The organism is Arthrobacter sp. fls2-241-R2A-172, from assembly GCF_030208885.1.
Classification (GTDB): domain Bacteria; phylum Actinomycetota; class Actinomycetes; order Actinomycetales; family Micrococcaceae; genus Arthrobacter.
Genome location: NZ_JARVTB010000003.1, coordinates 545,535 through 562,453, shown reverse-complemented (window position 1 = coordinate 562,453; position 16,919 = coordinate 545,535). Strand labels below are relative to the sequence as shown.

Annotated in this window: 12 protein-coding genes; 3 read left to right on the top strand and 9 right to left on the bottom strand. The window is 64.7% G+C overall.

What is annotated here, in order from left to right; genetic code table 11:
* Positions 1-8: 8 nt before the first annotated feature.
* Complete coding sequence (locus QRM57_RS08020) at positions 9-1,505, bottom strand: CitMHS family transporter (protein WP_284986198.1); 1,497 nt, start codon at positions 1,503-1,505, stop codon at positions 9-11.
* Between the two features lie 199 nt (positions 1,506-1,704).
* Between QRM57_RS08020 and QRM57_RS08015 the strand changes: the two genes are divergently transcribed.
* Complete coding sequence (locus tag QRM57_RS08015) at positions 1,705-3,378, top strand: sensor histidine kinase (protein WP_284986238.1); 1,674 nt, start codon at positions 1,705-1,707, stop codon at positions 3,376-3,378.
* A complete protein-coding gene (locus tag QRM57_RS08010) occupies positions 3,371-4,030 on the top strand; it encodes a response regulator (RefSeq protein ID WP_284986197.1) in 660 nt (219 codons plus the stop codon). Before QRM57_RS08015 ends, QRM57_RS08010 begins: the two co-directional genes overlap by 8 nt.
* A gap of 16 nt (positions 4,031-4,046) precedes the next feature.
* On the opposite strand, the gene QRM57_RS08005 is transcribed toward QRM57_RS08010, so the two are convergent.
* Both QRM57_RS08005 and QRM57_RS08000 read right to left on the bottom strand, forming a co-directional pair.
* Positions 4,047-4,427 (bottom strand): RidA family protein, encoded by a 381-nt coding sequence (locus QRM57_RS08005; RefSeq protein WP_235519550.1) that lies wholly within the window; start codon positions 4,425-4,427, stop codon positions 4,047-4,049.
* A 55-nt stretch (positions 4,428-4,482) separates the two neighbouring features.
* Positions 4,483-4,995, bottom strand: coding sequence for a GNAT family N-acetyltransferase (locus QRM57_RS08000; RefSeq protein WP_284986195.1), 513 nt, complete (start codon positions 4,993-4,995; stop codon positions 4,483-4,485).
* A gap of 288 nt (positions 4,996-5,283) precedes the next feature.
* Between QRM57_RS08000 and QRM57_RS07995 the strand changes: the two genes are divergently transcribed.
* Positions 5,284-6,651 (top strand): LLM class flavin-dependent oxidoreductase, encoded by a 1,368-nt coding sequence (locus QRM57_RS07995; RefSeq protein WP_284986194.1) that lies wholly within the window; start codon positions 5,284-5,286, stop codon positions 6,649-6,651.
* Between the two features lie 3 nt (positions 6,652-6,654).
* Here the strand turns inward: QRM57_RS07995 and QRM57_RS07990 are convergent, their stop codons facing one another.
* The 6 genes from QRM57_RS07990 to QRM57_RS07965 all read right to left on the bottom strand — a co-directional run bounded on the left by QRM57_RS07990 (position 6,655) and on the right by QRM57_RS07965 (position 16,882).
* Positions 6,655-7,863 (bottom strand): AAA family ATPase, encoded by a 1,209-nt coding sequence (locus QRM57_RS07990; protein WP_284986193.1) that lies wholly within the window; start codon positions 7,861-7,863, stop codon positions 6,655-6,657.
* 10 nt (positions 7,864-7,873) lie between these two features.
* A complete protein-coding gene (locus tag QRM57_RS07985; RefSeq protein ID WP_284986192.1) occupies positions 7,874-8,698 on the bottom strand; it encodes an inositol monophosphatase family protein in 825 nt (274 codons plus the stop codon).
* On the bottom strand, positions 8,695-10,992 hold the full coding sequence (ligA, locus tag QRM57_RS07980) for an NAD-dependent DNA ligase LigA (protein WP_284986190.1): 2,298 nt from the start codon (positions 10,990-10,992) through the stop codon (positions 8,695-8,697). Before ligA ends, QRM57_RS07985 begins: the two co-directional genes overlap by 4 nt.
* 39 nt (positions 10,993-11,031) lie before the next feature.
* On the bottom strand, positions 11,032-11,637 hold the full coding sequence (locus tag QRM57_RS07975) for a superantigen-like protein SSL4 (RefSeq protein WP_235519537.1): 606 nt from the start codon (positions 11,635-11,637) through the stop codon (positions 11,032-11,034).
* Between the two features lie 89 nt (positions 11,638-11,726).
* Positions 11,727-16,181: a type VII secretion EssC family protein gene (locus QRM57_RS07970; RefSeq protein ID WP_284986188.1), complete on the bottom strand. Its 4,455-nt coding sequence runs from the start codon at positions 16,179-16,181 to the stop codon at positions 11,727-11,729.
* Positions 16,178-16,882 carry a hypothetical protein gene (locus QRM57_RS07965; RefSeq protein ID WP_284986187.1) on the bottom strand — a complete coding sequence of 235 codons (705 nt, stop codon included), beginning with the start codon at positions 16,880-16,882 and terminating at the stop codon, positions 16,178-16,180. Before QRM57_RS07965 ends, QRM57_RS07970 begins: the two co-directional genes overlap by 4 nt.
* Positions 16,883-16,919 lie beyond the last annotated feature (37 nt).

The following is a 16,919-nucleotide window of genomic DNA, read 5'->3' as shown; positions in this document are numbered from 1 at the left end:
CACGTCGGTCAGCCGATGCCGATGGCTCCGGTCAGGACTCCGACGGCCAGCATCACAATCGAGATGACTGCGGTCCGCCACAGGACCTTCTTGTGGTGGTCACCCAGTTCCACCTTGGCCAGGGACACCAGCAGCAGGATGGCGGGGACCAGCGGGCTCTGCAGGTGGAACGGCTGGCCGGTGATGGAGGCGCGGGCCATGTCCGCTGCACCAACACCGTAGTGCGCTGCGGTTTCGCTGAGGACGGGCAGGACGCCGAAGTAGAACGCGTCGTTGCTCATGAAGAACGTCATGGGGATGCTCAGGACGCCCGTGATGATGGCCATGAACGGACCCATCTCGGCAGGGATGATCTGGACCAGCCACTCGGACATTGCCTTCACCATGCCCGTGCCGTTCAGGACACCGGTGAGCACAGCGGCGGCCATGACCATGCTGACAACGGCGACGATGGATGGTGCGTGGGCGATCAGCTGTGCACCCTGGTCCTTGACCTTGGGGAAGTTGACCAGCAAGGCGATCGCGGAACCGACCATGAAGACGAACGGCAACGGAACAATGTTGGCGACCAGGGTGACCATGACAGCCACGGTGAGGACCAGGTTGAACCAGAAAAGCTTTGGACGCAGGGTCTTGCGGTTGGGGTCCAGCGCGGTGTCGGCCATGGCGGTGTCGTGGTCGTCCACCAGTGCTTCGGTACGTTCCAGGACCGCGACGCCGGAACCTCCGCCGGTGCCCGGCTTGCCGACGAGAGCAGTTGAGCCGGTACGGCCGAATCCGAAGCGTCCCTTGCCGGAGCCGGAGCCGCCGGCGACAGAACCGCCGCGGCCGGTGCCGCCGTCGAACGCGTCAGCAGGATCGGCGACGTCGCCCCAGATCTCCGGAGCGACTGAGCGGAGGCGGTTGCGTTCCTGCAGGCCGAGCAGCCAGGAGAAGACCAGCACGACGATCAGCCCAACAATGAGCGAGGGGACCATGGGCACGAAGACGTCGTTGACGTCGAGCTTGAGCGCAGTGGCAGCGCGGGCAGTGGGGCCACCCCACGGCAGGATGTTCATGGTTCCGTTGGCGAGGCCGGCGACGCAGGTCAGTACCACGGGGCTCATCTTGAGGCGCAGGTAGACGGGGAGCATCGCGGCGGTGGTGAGGATGAACGTGGTGGAACCGTCCCCATCGAGGGAGACCGCTGCTGCCAGGATCGCGGTGCCCAGCACAACCTTGGCCGGGTCGTTGCCCAGCTTGCGAAGGATGAACTTGACCAGCGGGTCGAAGAGTCCGACGTCGATCATCAAGCCGAAGTAGATGATGGCGAACATCAGGAGCGCGGCCGTTGACGTCATGGACTTCATCGAATCCATGACCATGGGTCCGATGCCCAGGCCTGCCCCTGCGAAGAGACCGAAGATGGTGGGGACGATGATCAGCGCCAGAACCGGCGTCAACTTTTTGGTCATGATCAGGACCATGAATACCGCAATCATTGCGAATCCAAGCAAAACCAGCATGGCCGGCTCCTTTACTACTGTGAAGGGCACCACATCGATGTGATGCGCACTACAGACAATAGGGTGGCGTCGATCACGGACCGGGGTTTCAGGGAATTGTTCAGGATAGTGCTCGTTGCGCACGTTTTGCGCATTGTGCTCAGTGCTTCAATGGAGCAGGAGGAAAGGAGCAAAGGTGCCTGTTTTCAGCAAGGTGGGTATGCGGTTCTCCACCCAGACCCTCCTCCTCCAGCTCGGAGTGGTCCTGCTGGTGGTCCTGCTCAGCGGCGCCGTCCATGCCTGGTTGGTGTACGGACGGATCGGTGACGAAGCCGAAAACCAGGCCCTCACCCTGGCCAGGACAGTCGCGGCAGATCCGGACATCAGGACCGGCGTCCAGGAAATCAGCAAGGAAGAGGGGACCCCGCCGGCGGATGTGCTGGCAGTCGGCCCACTCCAGGCCGCGGCCGAAGCCGTCCGAGCGCGCACCGGAGCCCTCTTCGTCGTCATCACGGACGAAACAGGCCTGCGCCTGGCCCACCCCGACCTTGCCCGGCTCGGCGAACGTGTGAGCACCGACCCCTCCGTAGCCCTCGCCGGGAAGGAAATCACCACCCGGAATACCGGCACGCTGGGCCCCTCAGCCGGCGCCAAGGTCCCCGTATACTCCCCCGATGCCGCCGGCACCATCGTGGGTGAGGTCAGCGTGGGCTATTCCGTGGAGTCCCTCAGCAACAGCCTGGCACGCGACATTGTGCCCATTGCGTTCACCGCCGGCGGCGCGCTCCTCGCAGGCGTGCTGGCCTCCTTCCTCCTTCGCCGCAGGCTGCAGCGGCTCACGCTTGGCTTGGAACCGGAAGAGATCAGCACCCTCGTCCACGACCAGGTGGCTGTGCTCCAGGGGGTGGACGACGGCGTGATCGGCATAGCCGCCGACGGCAGGATCTCCGTCTTCAACGCAGCCGCCTCCCGGCTGCTGGACCTGCCCGATGCCACCGGCCAGGACTGGGCAACTGCGGGCGTCCCCGAACAGCTCAAGCAGCTGACGCAGCCTGCGGCCCGGGATGCAGAGCCCGTCGAACTTGTGGCCGGCGGCCGGGTTTTGGTGGCCAGCGCGCGGAAAGCATGGCATCGGAAAGAGGATCTCGGCTGGGTTGTCATGCTCCGTGACCGCACCGAGCTGCAGCAGCTGACACGCCAGCTGGACGCTGTCGGGACAATGTCCACGGCCCTGCGCGCCCAACGCCACGAGTTCGCCAACCAGCTCCACACCATCGCCGGTTTCATGAGCATCGGACAATACGATTCCGCGAAGGAATACCTCGCCCGGATTTCCGCCACCGGTCCCCTGAAATTTCCCGTTGAGCAGGCCGAACTGCTCCAGGACGCCTACCTTCAGGCCTTCATCGGCGCCAAGGGAGTGGAGGCCTCCGAGCGCGGTGTGAGCCTGCGCGTCGGGCCGGAGACCATGGTCCGTGGCCACGTCGCCGATCCGCAGGACGTCACCACCGTGCTCGGCAACCTCATAGACAATGCGGTCAGTGCCGCCGTCGCCGGTTCCGCCGCGGACCGTTGGGTGGAAGTGGAACTGCTGGACGACGCCGGACGCCTGCACCTTGTAGTGGGCGACTCCGGAGACGGGCTGGGTGCCGCGGACCCGGAGGACATCTTCACCGAAGGATTCACGACGTCGGCGCAACCGGTACGCTCGGGGGCTGGACAAGGATTGGGGCTGGCTTTGGTGCGGCAACTGGCACGCAGGCGCGGAGGTGATGTCCGCGTCCTGGAACACGGCAGCGAGGGTGGCCCGGGCGCGGTGTTCATGGCCACCATTCCCGGGGTCATGGATGAAGGGCCCACAAGCTCAACGGAGAGGGAGGACCGCAGTGGTTGAGGATCTGAGGGTGCTGATCGTCGATGACGACTTCCACGTCGCACGGCTGCATGCGGCGTACGTCGATTCGGTGGCGGGCTTCATGGCCTTGGCGCCTGCGGGGTCGGTATCCCAGGCTTTGCAGGCGATCCACAGCCTGCGCCCGGACCTGGTGCTGCTGGACGTGTACCTGCCCGACGGTTCCGGACTGGACCTGCTGGGGCAGCTGGATGTTGATGCTGTGATGCTGACTGCCGCCTCTGACGCGCAGTCCGTCCGCGTTGCCCTGCGGCGGGGCGCCTTGGGCTACATGCTCAAACCCTTCACCGCCGAAACCTTGTCCCAGCAGCTCCGGTCCTACGCGCGCTACCGCAGGATCCTCGGCCAACAGCCCAACATTGACCAGGGCACCATCGAACGGGCCAAACGCTCACTCATTCCAGGGGATGTATCGCCGGCGGCCAAGCCCCGGTCCGCCACCGAAGCCGCGGTCCTGGAATCCTTGCTTCCCGGCGAACAGTACTCCGCTGCCGAAGTCGCGGAACGGGTTGGCGTTTCCCGCGCAACAGCGCAAAGGTACCTGTCGTCGCTTGCTGATGATGGCGCCGTCGAAATTCAACTGCGGTACGGAACCACGGGTCGCCCGGAACACCGGTACGGCATCCCGGGCTGACCCAAATATTCGGCTGCTACGCGGACTTCTGCGCTACGAGCTCGATCTCCACCAGCATCTGCGGGTCCAGGAACGGCAGGACGTGGACCAGGGACAACGTGGGCCGGATCTCGCCGAATACTTCTCCGTGGGCACGGCCGGCGTCCTCCCACTTGCTGATGTCGGTCAGGTACAGCTTGGACTGGACGACGTCCTCATAGGAGAAGCCGGCATCTTCGAGGACAGAGCCAAGCTTTTCGAGGATGAACCTGGTCTGGGAGTAGAAATCATCGCCGACAATGCCGTTTTCGCCGGAAGCTGCCGTAGCGGAAATGAAGAGGGTGTTATCCACCTGGACCGCGCGGGAGTAGCCAAGGGTCTGTTCCCAGACCGAACCCGTGCCGAATGTCTTGCGCATGCCGCGCCTTCCTGTCGTTGCGCCCGGCCCGGTGACCGGCGCTTCGAAGGAAACTTTATTGCTGTCTGAGCTCGAGCCTGTAAACGAACAGTTTTATGTCGGTGCCGGGCACGAACCAGTCCCTGTGCGGGGCGCGGTCAAAGCCGGTCCGCGAGTAAAGGGCATTGGCGCTCTCCCACGTGGCACCCGTGGTCAGGGATACTGCGTTGATCCCGGTCATCGCCTTGGCTTTGTCCACGACAGCCTGGACCAGCGCGCGGCCAGCCCCGGAGCGCTGGACTGCCGGATCCACCACGAGGGTGCGAAGTTCCAGTTCGTCGTCCAAGCCGATGTCCGAGAAGCCGCCACCGGCCGGTGCCGCGGTCACGGATCCGATAACCTCGCCGTCACGCTCAGCCACCAGCACGTCGGCGTGCTCTGCCCGGCCGGCCACATCCTGGAGCTTCTGCAGGTACGGGTGGTTGGCGTCACCGTAGTACCCCGCAGTGACGTAGGAGTCCTGCGTGATGCGGGCAACGTCGTCGTAGTCTTCGGGCAGGGCGGGACGGACGGTAATCGGGGAAAGCACCTACCAATGGTAGTCGCCGTCCCGGTGCCGGAACCGCCAAATAGCGCTTTCCGTGATGGAACTATCAGTCATGAACAGTAGTCACGACGCCGGTTGTCCGGGTTGCGTCCGCACTTTTTGTGTTGCTTTCCGTGGCGTCGAATTGAGCCGGGTTGCGTGCCGTGAACCCCGGTTTCGCGCTGTTGCGGGCACATGTCGGAGCGCTGGCGGTGTCCGTGAGGGGCGTGTTTGAGTTGCCCCACACCACAGCTTGCCTCCCCCATCAGGTATGAACCGAGGAGAACCCCCATGACCGAACCACAGCGCCACCTCCACCTCAACGCCTTCCTCATGAGCACTGGCCACCACGAAGCATCCTGGCGCCTGCCGGAGAGCGATCCGTTGGCCGTCACCAAGGTGGAGCACTACCAGCAGCTGGCCCGAACAGCCGAACGCGGGAAGCTGGACTCCATCTTCTTCGCCGATTCCCCGGTCCTGTTTGGTGAAGTGGGCCGCCGTCCCGCCGGCAAACTGGAGCCCACAGTATTGCTGACCGCCATCGCGGCAGCGACGCAGAAGATCGGGCTCATCGCCACCGCCTCCACCACCTACAACGACCCCTTCAACCTGGCACGCCGTTTCGCGTCAGTGGATTGGGTCAGCGGAGGCCGGGCAGGCTGGAACGTGGTCACTACTGCCGGACCCGACGCCGCCCGCAACTTCGGCGTGGACGACCAACCCGCCCACGCTGTCCGCTACGAACGGGCAGCGGAATTCATCGAGGTGGCCCGGAAACTCTGGGACAGCTGGGACGATGACGCCGTGCTCGCCGACAAAGCCGCCGGTGTGTGGGGCGACGACACAAAAATCCGCGTCATCGACCACGAGGGCAAGCATTTCCGGGTCCGCGGGCCGCTGAATGTACCGCGCTCCCCCCAAGGCCACCCCCTGATCGTCCAGGCCGGATCCTCGGAAAACGGCAAAAACCTCGCGGCACAATACGCAGAAGCAGTCTTCACCGCCCATCAAACCCTCGCCGACGCGCAGGCGTTCTACACGGACCTCAAAGCACGCACCGCTGCCGTGGGCCGTAACCCGGAGGGTATCAAGATCCTGCCGGGCATCGTCCCGGTGATTGGCTCCACGGAGGAAGAAGCGCTGAAGCTGGAGCGCGAACTCGACCAGCTGATCAAGCCTGAATACGCTCGGGAGCAACTCGCCAAGACCCTGCGGCTCTCCCCCGAAGACCTTCCGTTGGACCGTCAGCTGCCCGCGGACCTTCCCTCGGAAGACGAAATCGAGGGGGCCAAAAGCCGGTACACCTTGATTGTGGAACTGGCCCGCCGCGAGAAACTCACCGTCCGGCAACTGATCGGCCGTTTGGGTGGTGGCCGTGGACACCGCACCTTCTCCGGCACTCCGGAACAGGTAGCAGACGCCCTCCAGGATTGGTTCTTCGCCGGGGCTGCCGACGGTTTCAACATCATGCCGCCAGTCCTTCCCTCGGGTTTGGAAGTGTTCGTGGACCAGGTAGTGCCGATCCTTCAGCAACGCGGTCTCTTCCGCACCGACTACACGGCCTCCACGTTGCGCGGTCACTACGGTCTGGAGCGGCCCGTGAGCCAGTACGCCCACGCCGAAGCCAAGGAGCTCACCTCCATCGGCTCAGCGTTCTAGCCCCTAGCGCCTGGGCCAGCTCCACGACGGACCCTCGAGGGACCCCAGGCCCTTGATCCTGGTTTCGCCCATGTCCTTGTACAGCTCATGCTCATGCGCCGCGCCGCTCTCGCGAAGCGCCTTGAGCAATGCCTCTGAATGGGTCACGACGATCATCTGGCTGCTGGCACTGGCTTGGACAATCAATCCAGCCAGTGCCGGCATCAGGTCCACATGCAGGCTGGTCTCCGGTTCGTTGAGCACCATCAATTCCGGCGGCCGGGGCGTTAGGAGCGCAGCAGTCAGGAGTAGGAACCGCAACGTACCGTCTGAAAGCTCTGCGGCTTTCATGGGCCGCAGCATTCCGGGTTGGCGAAGCTCCACGCTGAACCTGCCGTCGTTGACCGCGACCTCCAGCCGGCTTCCGGGAAAGGCGTGGTCGACGGCGGCATCCAACTGCCGCTCGAAGCCCACCTCCCGCAGCGTCTGGAGGGCCGCCGCCAGGTCCCTTCCGCTGTGGTGCAACACGGGGGTCCGCGTCCCGATCTGGGCTTGCCGGGCAGGAGCATCTGCGTCCGTGCGGAAATGGTCGTAAAACCGCCAGGACCGAACCGAATCCCGCACACGTAATACTTCCGGGGCCCGGTCCTGGTCCGAGACTTCCGTCAGCATGCTCTGGAATGTGTCCAGCCGCCGGGAGAGCTCAGTCCAGTCCCCGCCCGGTTCCCGCAGTTTGGCGAGGCTTCCCTTGCGATCCACCAATAGCGAACCCGGCCGGGCCACTGGTCCCGAAAAGATCTGCTCTCTCTTGATCTCGGGGTCCAGGCTGAAGGCGGAGCGGCGGGGCCTGCCCGTGGCTTCGTCAAAACCGGCACCGCTGGCAACCGGCATCCCGAGGTCCACCAAGTATCCGAAGTCGTCACCGGAGTAGCCCAGTTTCAGGTTCACGGATTCCCGCCGGACCGTTCCTTGGACGGGGACGTCGCCGCGCCGCATGGCCTCACTGATGGACTCCGGACCGGCCCACAAAGTGGACGACAAACCGCCGTCCCTGGCCAGGGAGCCCACCACGTTTCCGGAATCCCCGCCTGCGCACTCGGCCAACAGCCGCAAGGCTCGGTACAACGAGGACTTGCCGCTGCCATTGGCCCCCGTCACGACATCCAGGCCGTGCAACTCCATGGCGAGGTCCCGGATGGAACGGTAGTTGGCGATGGCGAGTGTGGTGATCACAGGGCCGTGGTCACAAGGGGAATTTGCCGGACAGTTCCAACGCCCCGGCGCACATCCACGCCGCCAAGCGGTCTTCGGTGCTCGGCCCGCCGTCGAGCGGGCTCCGAAGCCGTGGCCGGCGAACCCAGCAGCCGGCCTCTTCCGCGATCAGCGCTCCCGCGGAAAAATCGTGCTCGTTCAGTCCACGTTCCCCATAGGCGTCAAAGGTGCCATCGGCCACCATGCAAAGATCCAACGCCGCCGAGCCCAGGCGCCGGACGTCGGCGAAGCCGTCCATCACCTCACCCAGACCCTGCAGTTGGCTTGCGCGGGTGGCGGGGTCGTAGCTGAAGCCCGTCGCCAGGATCAACCCCTTCCGCCCGGGAACCGGCCCTTCGAGGCGTGTTGACTGCCCGGCAGCTTCAACCCAGGCGCCGTGTCCACGGGCGGCCGAGTAGACGCGGCCCAGCGCCGGCGCGTGCACCACCCCAGCCAGCCACACGCCGTCGGAGTCCGCCACGGCAACGGACGTTGCGTAGTAGACGATGTTGCGGATGAAGTTGGTGGTCCCGTCCAGCGGATCAATGGACCAGCGATACCCTGAATGGTCTTCGGGCCGGGTGGTTCCGTGTTCTTCCCCGGTGAGCGCATCATGCGGGCGTTCGGCCAGGATTGCGTCGCGGACTGCGTTCTCCGCCGCGACATCGAAGGCGGTGACCCAGTCGCCCGCTTCCCCTTTATTGGTGGTTTCCAGGCCCTCCCCGGCGGTTCCGCTGACGGACCGGCGGGCAAGAACAGCTGCGCCGGCAGCGGCGGCACGCTTGGCAACTGCAAGCAACTCCAATGGATCGGTCATTCGGATGCTGCCTCCGCTACGGGGTCAGCAACCGCGGCCGCCTCTTTGCCCTCGGCGGAGTCCTTGGCCGCAGGTCCGTTGGCCAACAGCTCACGGAAGCCGTCCTCGTCCAGCACGGGAATGCCCAGCTGTTCAGCCTTGTCCAGCTTGGTCCCTGCGCTTTCGCCGGCCACGAGGTAGCTGGTGTTCTTGGAGACTGACCCCGAGGCCTTGCCGCCGCGGATGATGATGGCTTCCTTGGCTTCGTCCCGGCTGAAGTTCGGAAGCGTTCCCGTGACCACCACGGTCAGGCCTTCAAGTGTCCGGGGCATTGAGGAGTCGCGCTCGTCCTCCATCCGAACCCCCGCAGCAGCCCAGCTGTCCACGATCTCGTTGTGCCAGTCCACGGCAAACCATTCCTTAAGGGCCACGGCAATGGTGGGGCCAACGCCGTCCACGTGCGCCATTTGCTCTTCGGTGGCGTTCCGGATGGCGTCCATGCTGCCGAACGCCGTAGCCAGTGCACGGGAAGCCGTGGGGCCGACGTGCCGGATGGAGAGCGCCACCAGCACCCGCCACAAGGGCTGCTTCTTGGCTTTCTCCAGTTCCGCAAAGAGTTTCTCGGTGGTCGCCGTCGGCTTGGACGGGGTTTTGGCGGTTCCCTTGGTGTAGAAGTACGGGACGAGTTCGAACTCCCCCGTGCCCACGCCCTTGGAGCGCTTTTCCCGGCGGATCAGGACATTGGCAAGGTCCTCCCGCGTCAGGCTGAACAGTCCGGCCTCGCTGGTAAGGGGTGGGGTTTCCGGCTCCGCAGGCTGTGTCAGTGCAACGGCCGCTTCCCAGCCCAGCGCTTCAATATCGAACGCGCCCCTGCTGGCGACGTGGAACACGCGCTCCCGCAACTGGGACGGGCAGGACTTGGCGTTGGGGCAGCGGATATCCACGTCCCCTTCCTTGGACGGGGCCAAAGGCGTGCCGCAGGAGGGACATTCGGTGGGCATCACGAACTCGCGGACCGGTGGGTCCTGTTTGTCCCGCAAGGCCAGGACCGGCCCGACAATTTCAGGGATGACATCGCCGGCTTTCCGCAGGATCACGATGTCCCCGATCATGACGCCCTTGGCCTTCACCACATCCTGGTTGTGCAGCGTAGCCATGCCCACGGTGGAACCGGCAACCTTTACCGGCTCCATCAGGCCGAACGGGGTGACCCGCCCTGTCCGGCCGACGTTGACCATGATGTCCAGGAGCTTGGTGTGCACTTCTTCCGGCGGGTATTTGTAGGCCGCTGCCCACCTGGGCACCCTGGAGGTGTAGCCCAGGGCGCGTTGCGTCGCGAAATCATCGATCTTGACCACGATGCCGTCGATCTCGTGGAGGAGGTCATGGCGGTGCTCGCCGTAGTGCGCGATGAATTCGAGGACGCCTTCGTAGGTGTCCAGCACTTTCGAGTAGGGACTGACCGGCAGCCCCCATTCGGCGAGCAATTGGTACGTTTCCGATTGGCTGGTGGCCTCCAGTCCCTCACGGGCGCCGATGCCGTGGACGAACATGCTCAATGGACGCTTCGCCGTTTCGGCCGGATCCTTCTGACGCAGGGAGCCCGCTGCCGCGTTGCGGGGGTTGGCGAGGGGCGCTTTTCCTGCAGCCACCAGGCTCTGGTTGAACTCAGTGAACGCCTTGGACGGGATGAAGACCTCGCCCCTGATTTCGACTTCGGTGGGATAACCGGAGCCGCTGAGTTCCCGCGGGATTTCCTTGATGGTGAGGACATTGTGGGTGATGTCTTCCCCGGTGGTGCCATCCCCGCGTGTGGCCGCGCGCACCAGTTTGCCGTCACGGTAGAGGAGGTTCACGGCGAGGCCATCGATTTTCAGTTCGGTCAGCCACTGAATAGGCGGCACCCTGTCACCCAGCTTCGCGACGGATGCTTCGGCCTTGCGGACCCAGGCTTTGAGTTCGTCCAGCGAAAAGACGTCGTCAAGGCTGTACATCCGCTGCAGGTGCGCCACTGCGGCGAACGCCGATGAGACTTCCCCGCCGACTTCCTGCGTCGGGGAATCGTTGGAGACGAGCTCCGGATGAAGCGCTTCCAGCTCCTCCAGGCGACGGTAGAGTTCATCAAACTCGGCGTCCGAGACCGTAGGCGAGTCTTCCTGGTAGTAGGCATACCGGTACTTGCGGACGAGGTCGGCCAATTGCTCATACTCGTCCCGCAACGACCCTGAAGGCGGGGTCCCTTCCGCTTCGACGACGGCGGCCGCCGCACCTTCACCTGTGGTTTCTACCGGATTCGCAATTTCTGGTGTGCTCACAGGTCTATCTTGCCGCAAGCCACCGACATTAAAGCGCTGTTAGTGGGAGGAGAGCCGGTTCTTACTCCAGAGGGCGAACCCCAATCCACCCAACCCCACCAGCAGCACGCCTCCCAGGATGCCGAACAAGCCCATCAGGTTGGGCCCTGTAAAGGAGTTCGATGCCAGCACCGCGGCCTGCGTTGGGTGGCCCTTGTCCACGGGCGTGTTCCAGTTGGAGGACTTGGTGGGACTCGGGCTTGCAGTGCTGGGTGTCGCTGATGGAGTCGCCGACGGCGTTGCCGACGCCGCCGTGGTTTCCGGGGCCTGGGTTGGCTCCGGGGTGCTTTGTGCCGGATTGGCCACCTGGGGTGCCACGGTGACGAACTGCGTTACGGCCGGCTGTTGTGGAACCTGCACGGGAGGGGCCGGCGCAACCGGTGCCGGTGCGGGCTGGGTTTCCCGTACACGGGTGGGTTCCGGCTTCGGTGCGGGCTTCTGGTCGAGTTCCGGCGCCAGCCCCGGCTGGGTCGGTGAAGGGTTCACTGCTCCCTCGGTGGGGGCGCAGGCCAGCTTGCCTCCGCAGGGGACGGCTTGGGCAGCGGCGGCGGGCGCAAGCAGCAAGCCAGCGGCCAGGAAAACGGCAGGGACAACAGAGTGTCGCATGAAAGTAACCTCAGCTGGGGCGTTGGGGCGCCCCGAAATTGGGGGTGTTTCGAGAAATCCTCCTACATTCTCCCGCGTGGCGGCAAATCCTAGCTGCGGTTCTCGGGCGGCATGGCGATCTGAAGCTTGCGTACTTTTCCGCGCCCCACGATGTACCCGCGTCCTGGAATGAAGTCCGTGCTGACCCGCCCAAGCGAGGTGTTGAGCAAGGAATCACCCTCGACGTCTCCTGGATTCAGCAACAGCCCGCGACGCCCGGATTTGAAAGGCTGGGCGAGGGACCAAGCCTGCGACCAGGTCGACGTTTCGGACTCACCCACCACCCATTGGTCGGCCTTGATCGCTGCCGTGACCAACCGGCCGACGCCGGACTCGGCCAACGTATCGGTGAACTCTGTCAGTCCCTCGATGAATATGGCCATGGTGCCCGGATTATCCGATGCCTTGTCGATCAGGTCATCAACCACATCCGAGACCTCGTCCGGTCCCACCAGGGACCTGCTCCAAATGTTCAGGTCCGCGACCGCCGAGCGCCGCGACCCGATGTAGATGAGGTCGGTCCGGGGATTGGACCGGCGCAGCGCGTACGCCAGGGTGACCAGTGCCACCGTTCGCCCGGCGCCCGGGGGGCCTGCGAGCAGGAGCGAACCCTTGGCCGCAATGGCAGCCGGGCCGAGGGTTTCGTCGTCGACGCCGATGACCGGGTTGTCCGGCGCGCCGCCGGGCAGGATGTCCAGGTCCACCAGTTCGGGGAGCCGCTGGATCTGGGGTGCCTGTTCGAGGCCCTGGCGGATCATTGCCTGGCTGAGCTTGGCCACTTCCCTCGCCTGAAGGGCAAGGTTGGAGTTGCCGCCCAGCACGGCGAGCTGGACCTCGAGTCCGTCCAGCAGTCCACGCCCGGGAGGCGAAGCTGCATTGAGGACGTCCTTGGGAACGTCAAGGGTCATGTAGTCGTCCTCGGAGCTGAGGCGAAGAACCAACCGTTTCTGGATGGATGCAAGGAGCGACGCCGGGACGGAGTTGGTGCGGTCACCGCTCACTACCAGGTGGATGCCCAAGGGACGACCGTCCGTGGCCAGGGTCAGGAAGATGTCCCAGAGCGCGGACAGCTTGCTGTACTCGTACCCTTCCCGGAACGCCGACATACCGTCCACCAGGATGAAGATGCGCTTTTCGTCCGGTTTGTTGGCCAGTTCCCGGTATTCGACGATCGTTGAGGCCCGGACCTCCGCAAACCGTGCTGCCCGGTCATCAGCGACGTCCTTGAGCCAGCGGAGCAGCCTGCCGACTCTTTCGACGTCGTCGCCGTTGATGATTTCGCCGACGTGCGGAAGACCCTCGAGCATCTTCAAGCCGTTGGAACCACAGTCGATGCCATAAACGTGCACGGGCCCGCCACGGGGTGTGACGGCCGCGGCGATGGCGATGCTGCGCAAGGCTGCCGATTTGCCGGATCCACCCGTGCCGTAGACGGCCATGTTGCCGTCCTTGTCCGGCTCGTAGAAAACGGTCGGCTGGTCCTGGTGGGCGGGGTCGTCGGCCACTCCGAGCAGAAGGCGCTCATCGCTTCGCGGGTTCGGGAGCTTGGAGAAATCGTAGGTGGTGGCCAGTTCGTTGAGCCACGGCTTCCTGGGCGGCTCAATCGACAGGACGTCAGCTGCCCGGATGATGTTTCCGGTCATCCTGGCAATGTCGTTGGGACCGGCAGGTTCTTCCTCTCCATGCTGGTCCAGGGGCGGTTCCCACGCAGGTCCGGATCCGAAGGCCATCTCCACAATGTCGATGCGGGGACGCTGGGGTTTGTCCGTGGTCCAACCACCGGCATAGCCGGTCTGGAAACCCTGGATGCGTCCCGGGCCGGTCTTCGCGGCACCGCGGCCTGGAATGGACGGGTCAAAGTACGCTGCAGTGGGAACGCCGAGGATGTCCACCGCGTCCACTTCGTCGGCCATGCGCAACGCAACCCGGAGATTGGTGTTGGCGCGCAGGTTGTCCTTGATGACCCCGGCGGGCCGTTGAGTGGCGAGGATCAGGTGCAGGCCCAAGGATCGGCCACGGGCTGCGACGTCCACAACGCCATCGACGAACTCCGGAACCTCGGTGGCGAGTGCGGCGAATTCGTCCACGATGATGATGAGGTACGGCGGCGCTTCGGGATCCGCTTCGCGTTGGAGTGCCAGCAGGTCCTTTGCCTTCTTCCGGTTAAGGAGGCGTTCGCGGTAGTGCAGCTCGGCGCGCAGGGATGTCAGTGCCCGGCGGACCAGGTGCGGCGAAAGGTCGGTGACGAGGCCTACGGTGTGCGGCAGGTGCAGGCAGTCCGCGAACGCTGCACCGCCCTTGTAGTCGACGAAGAGGAAACTGACGCGGTCCGGACTGTAGGCGGCGGCCATGCCCATGACCCAGGACTGCAGGAACTCGGACTTGCCCGCACCGGTGGTTCCGCCCACCAGCGCGTGCGGTCCCTCGTTCTTGAGGTCCAGGTAGAACGGCTCCACGCCCTTGGAGCCCACCAGGGCCCGGAGGCTGCCGTTGTCTTTGCGGTTGGGCACGGCCGTGGCGTGGACGGAGTTGTTCTCCTGCCACCGCTCGGCAACGGCCTGCGGGTTGTCCATCAGCTCCTTGCCGATCAACGTGGCGTAGGAGACAGCACGCGGAAGGTCGGAGTCGTCCTCGAGCGGGTTTCCGACATCCACCAGGGGTGACATCATGCGAGCGAGTTGCGTCGCCAGCTCCGCATCGACGCTTTCGCAACTGACCGGATACGTGTGGCGGCCCAGGCGCACCTGGCCCGTGGTTGTGCCGTGATCGCCGTCGACCGACAGGAAATCGCGGCAGGCTGCCGGCAAGGACTGGACATTCGCGGCCACCCACATGATGTGGACGCCGTAGTCGGGGCCCCTCTCCACCAGGCGGGTGAGGCGTCCGCGGTCCACGGGAGCATCGTCCTCGACGACCACCAGGACCGCGGGAACAACGGGGCCAGGAAGCTCTTCGTGTTCGTCCTTAAGCCCGGGACGCAGCTGCGGACCCGGTTCCTTGGCCATGGACTCGCGTTCTTCCACGAGGTTCTCGAGACGGGACAACAGTGCTGCACCTGCCCCGGGACCGGCCGCCAGATGGTCCCCTGACAGGGGGCTGTGGCCCGAGCCCACGTGCGGGAGCCATTGCAGCCAGTCCCAGCGTTCCCGTGACCTGGCCGAGGTCAGCGCCGCCAAGACCACTTCCGCCGGTGAGTGGAGGCCTACCAGTTGAAGTACCACGCCGCGGGCGACGTCGTCCACCACACTGCGGTCACCGGCCACCCCGAAGGAACCCGAGGTGCGCAACTGCGAAACAATCGGTACACCCTCGATGACGCGGACCTGCTGCAGGCACTCTTGGATTTCGCGCATGTACCGGGGTTCGGTTTCGTTTGCACCCGGTTCCTCGAACTGGATCCGCGACGGCGCGGAGCCGAGCCCGAACCGCACCCCGAGGAAGTGCTCGTGCTCTGGACGCTTGGTCCACAGGAGCGGCCCGAGCTTGTAGATCGCGTCCACGGTGTCACTGACGGACGGCGCTTCCTGCAGCCTGACCGCCCGTTCGATGTTTTGCTGCCGGTCGATGTCCTCGCGGAAAGCCAGCATGGCAGCCGTGAACTGTTTGTGGCCTTCCTTGGCCTGGCGCTTGCTCTGCATCTTGTGGTCCACATAGTGGCCGACGATGAAGAGCGGCATCATGGCAATGAACAGCACTGAGAGCAGGTTCTGGGTGACGGCGAAAAGCACGCCACCCATCAGCAGCGGTGCCACCAGCATGATGTACGGGAACGGCTGGTGCTCGGGACGTTTCGGACCGGCCGGAGGGACCCGCTTGGGCGATTCGAACCTGGGGAGCACACGCGGCGAGCGGTTGAAGTCCACCAGCGGCGAGGACGGTCCACCACTGTGGTTCCGCGAGAGGGCAACCACGCCCACGGTGGTGTCACCCAGCGTCACCGTATCGGAGGAACCAAGGGTTGCCCGCGTCACGGGCAACCCGTCCATGAGCAGGCCGTTGGCCGAATTCGTGTCAACGATCTCGACGGTTTCGCCCACTGTGACCCGCGCATGGCGCTTCGAGGTGAGCGGATCCGAAAGGCGGATGTCCACGTCCCGGTCCCGGCCGATGTAGCTGGTACCGAAAGGCAGCGAAAATTCGCGGCCGACGTCGGGCCCTGACAAGACGCGCAGGGTCGCCGCCGCAGGACCCCTGTTGTTGCCGTCGGCGTGGCCGTTCGAGGCGAATTGCTCACTTACCTGCGCGAGGGAGACTTTGGAACCGGGCCGGAGTCCCGACTCCAGCAGGTTGTCCGTTGGCCGGAGGACGTGCCCGGAAAGCCCGCCACCGACGAACGCTTCGTCGACGCTGATGGACAGGTTCGACGGCGGTTCGGTCCCCTTACGCGCGGGGTCCGCCACCCAGAGCTCGGTGGCGATGTCCGCGACGGTGGCGCGGCCATCAACTGTGACGGCGAGGTCCTTGGCTTCAGCCGGATCGCGCCGCAGGGTCAGGCGGAACTTCATGCTTCGTCTGCTCCAGTCATGGCTTCAAGGAGGTGCAGGTCTGCCGCTGTCACCAGATGCGAGGTCACGGCGTGCTCAACCAGGCGGGCACGGCGGTTGGTGGCGAGTTTTCCGGCTCCCCCACGCAGCCCAACCACGCCTACGCGGTCCAGTTTGTCGCACACATTGTCCAACTTGCGGTTGAATCGGGTCAGCGCCCATCCCAGCCTTTTTGCGGCCTCAGCGGACGACGGAATTGCGCTGAAACCGGTGCCGTCACGCCGGAGCATGGGCTCGGCCAGCGCGACAATCAGCGCCTTCTGCGAATCGGTGAAAACCACGGGCCCAATGGTGGTGTCGCCTGCCTGGTCCTCATCGCGTGCTTCGTGGCGGAACGAAGGGGTTTTCAAATGCACCGCGAACTCGTAGGTGGTGGGACCGGCCGTGAAAATCACGTTGGTGTGGCTGAAGACCAGCGGAATCCGGGCCCCGGGAGCCAGCCAGGCCTGCATCCCGCCGGAACCGTCGGCGATGGTGGCGGACAGCATGCTGCCCACGTTGCTGAGCCACCAGATGCCGTCGTAACGGGCAATCTGCAGGAAGCGCCGGTGCAAGTAAGGGTTGTCATCTACCTCAAGGTCGCCTTCGCGGCCGATGTCGAACACGTCCTCATCGGATGGTTCGTACCATTCCCCACAGAAATCTATTGCTAGATCCCCCATGATCTGTGCCTCCTCAGTGGGCAGTGAATTTGTTGCA

Excerpts from the sequence above, each read along its gene's own strand:
- QRM57_RS08020 (WP_284986198.1), bottom strand. The coding sequence starts at position 1,505 with ATGCTGGTTTTGCTTGGATTCGCAATGATTGCGGTATTCATGGTCCTG.
- QRM57_RS08015 (WP_284986238.1), top strand. The coding sequence starts at position 1,705 with ATGCGGTTCTCCACCCAGACCCTCCTCCTCCAGCTCGGAGTGGTCCTG.
- QRM57_RS08005 (WP_235519550.1), bottom strand. The coding sequence starts at position 4,427 with ATGCGCAAGACATTCGGCACGGGTTCGGTCTGGGAACAGACCCTTGGC.
- QRM57_RS07995 (WP_284986194.1), top strand. The coding sequence starts at position 5,284 with ATGACCGAACCACAGCGCCACCTCCACCTCAACGCCTTCCTCATGAGC.
- QRM57_RS07985 (WP_284986192.1), bottom strand. The coding sequence starts at position 8,698 with ATGACCGATCCATTGGAGTTGCTTGCAGTTGCCAAGCGTGCCGCCGCT.
- QRM57_RS07975 (WP_235519537.1), bottom strand. The coding sequence starts at position 11,637 with ATGCGACACTCTGTTGTCCCTGCCGTTTTCCTGGCCGCTGGCTTGCTG.
- QRM57_RS07970 (WP_284986188.1), bottom strand. The coding sequence starts at position 16,181 with ATGAAGTTCCGCCTGACCCTGCGGCGCGATCCGGCTGAAGCCAAGGAC.
- QRM57_RS07965 (WP_284986187.1), bottom strand. The coding sequence starts at position 16,882 with ATGGGGGATCTAGCAATAGATTTCTGTGGGGAATGGTACGAACCATCC.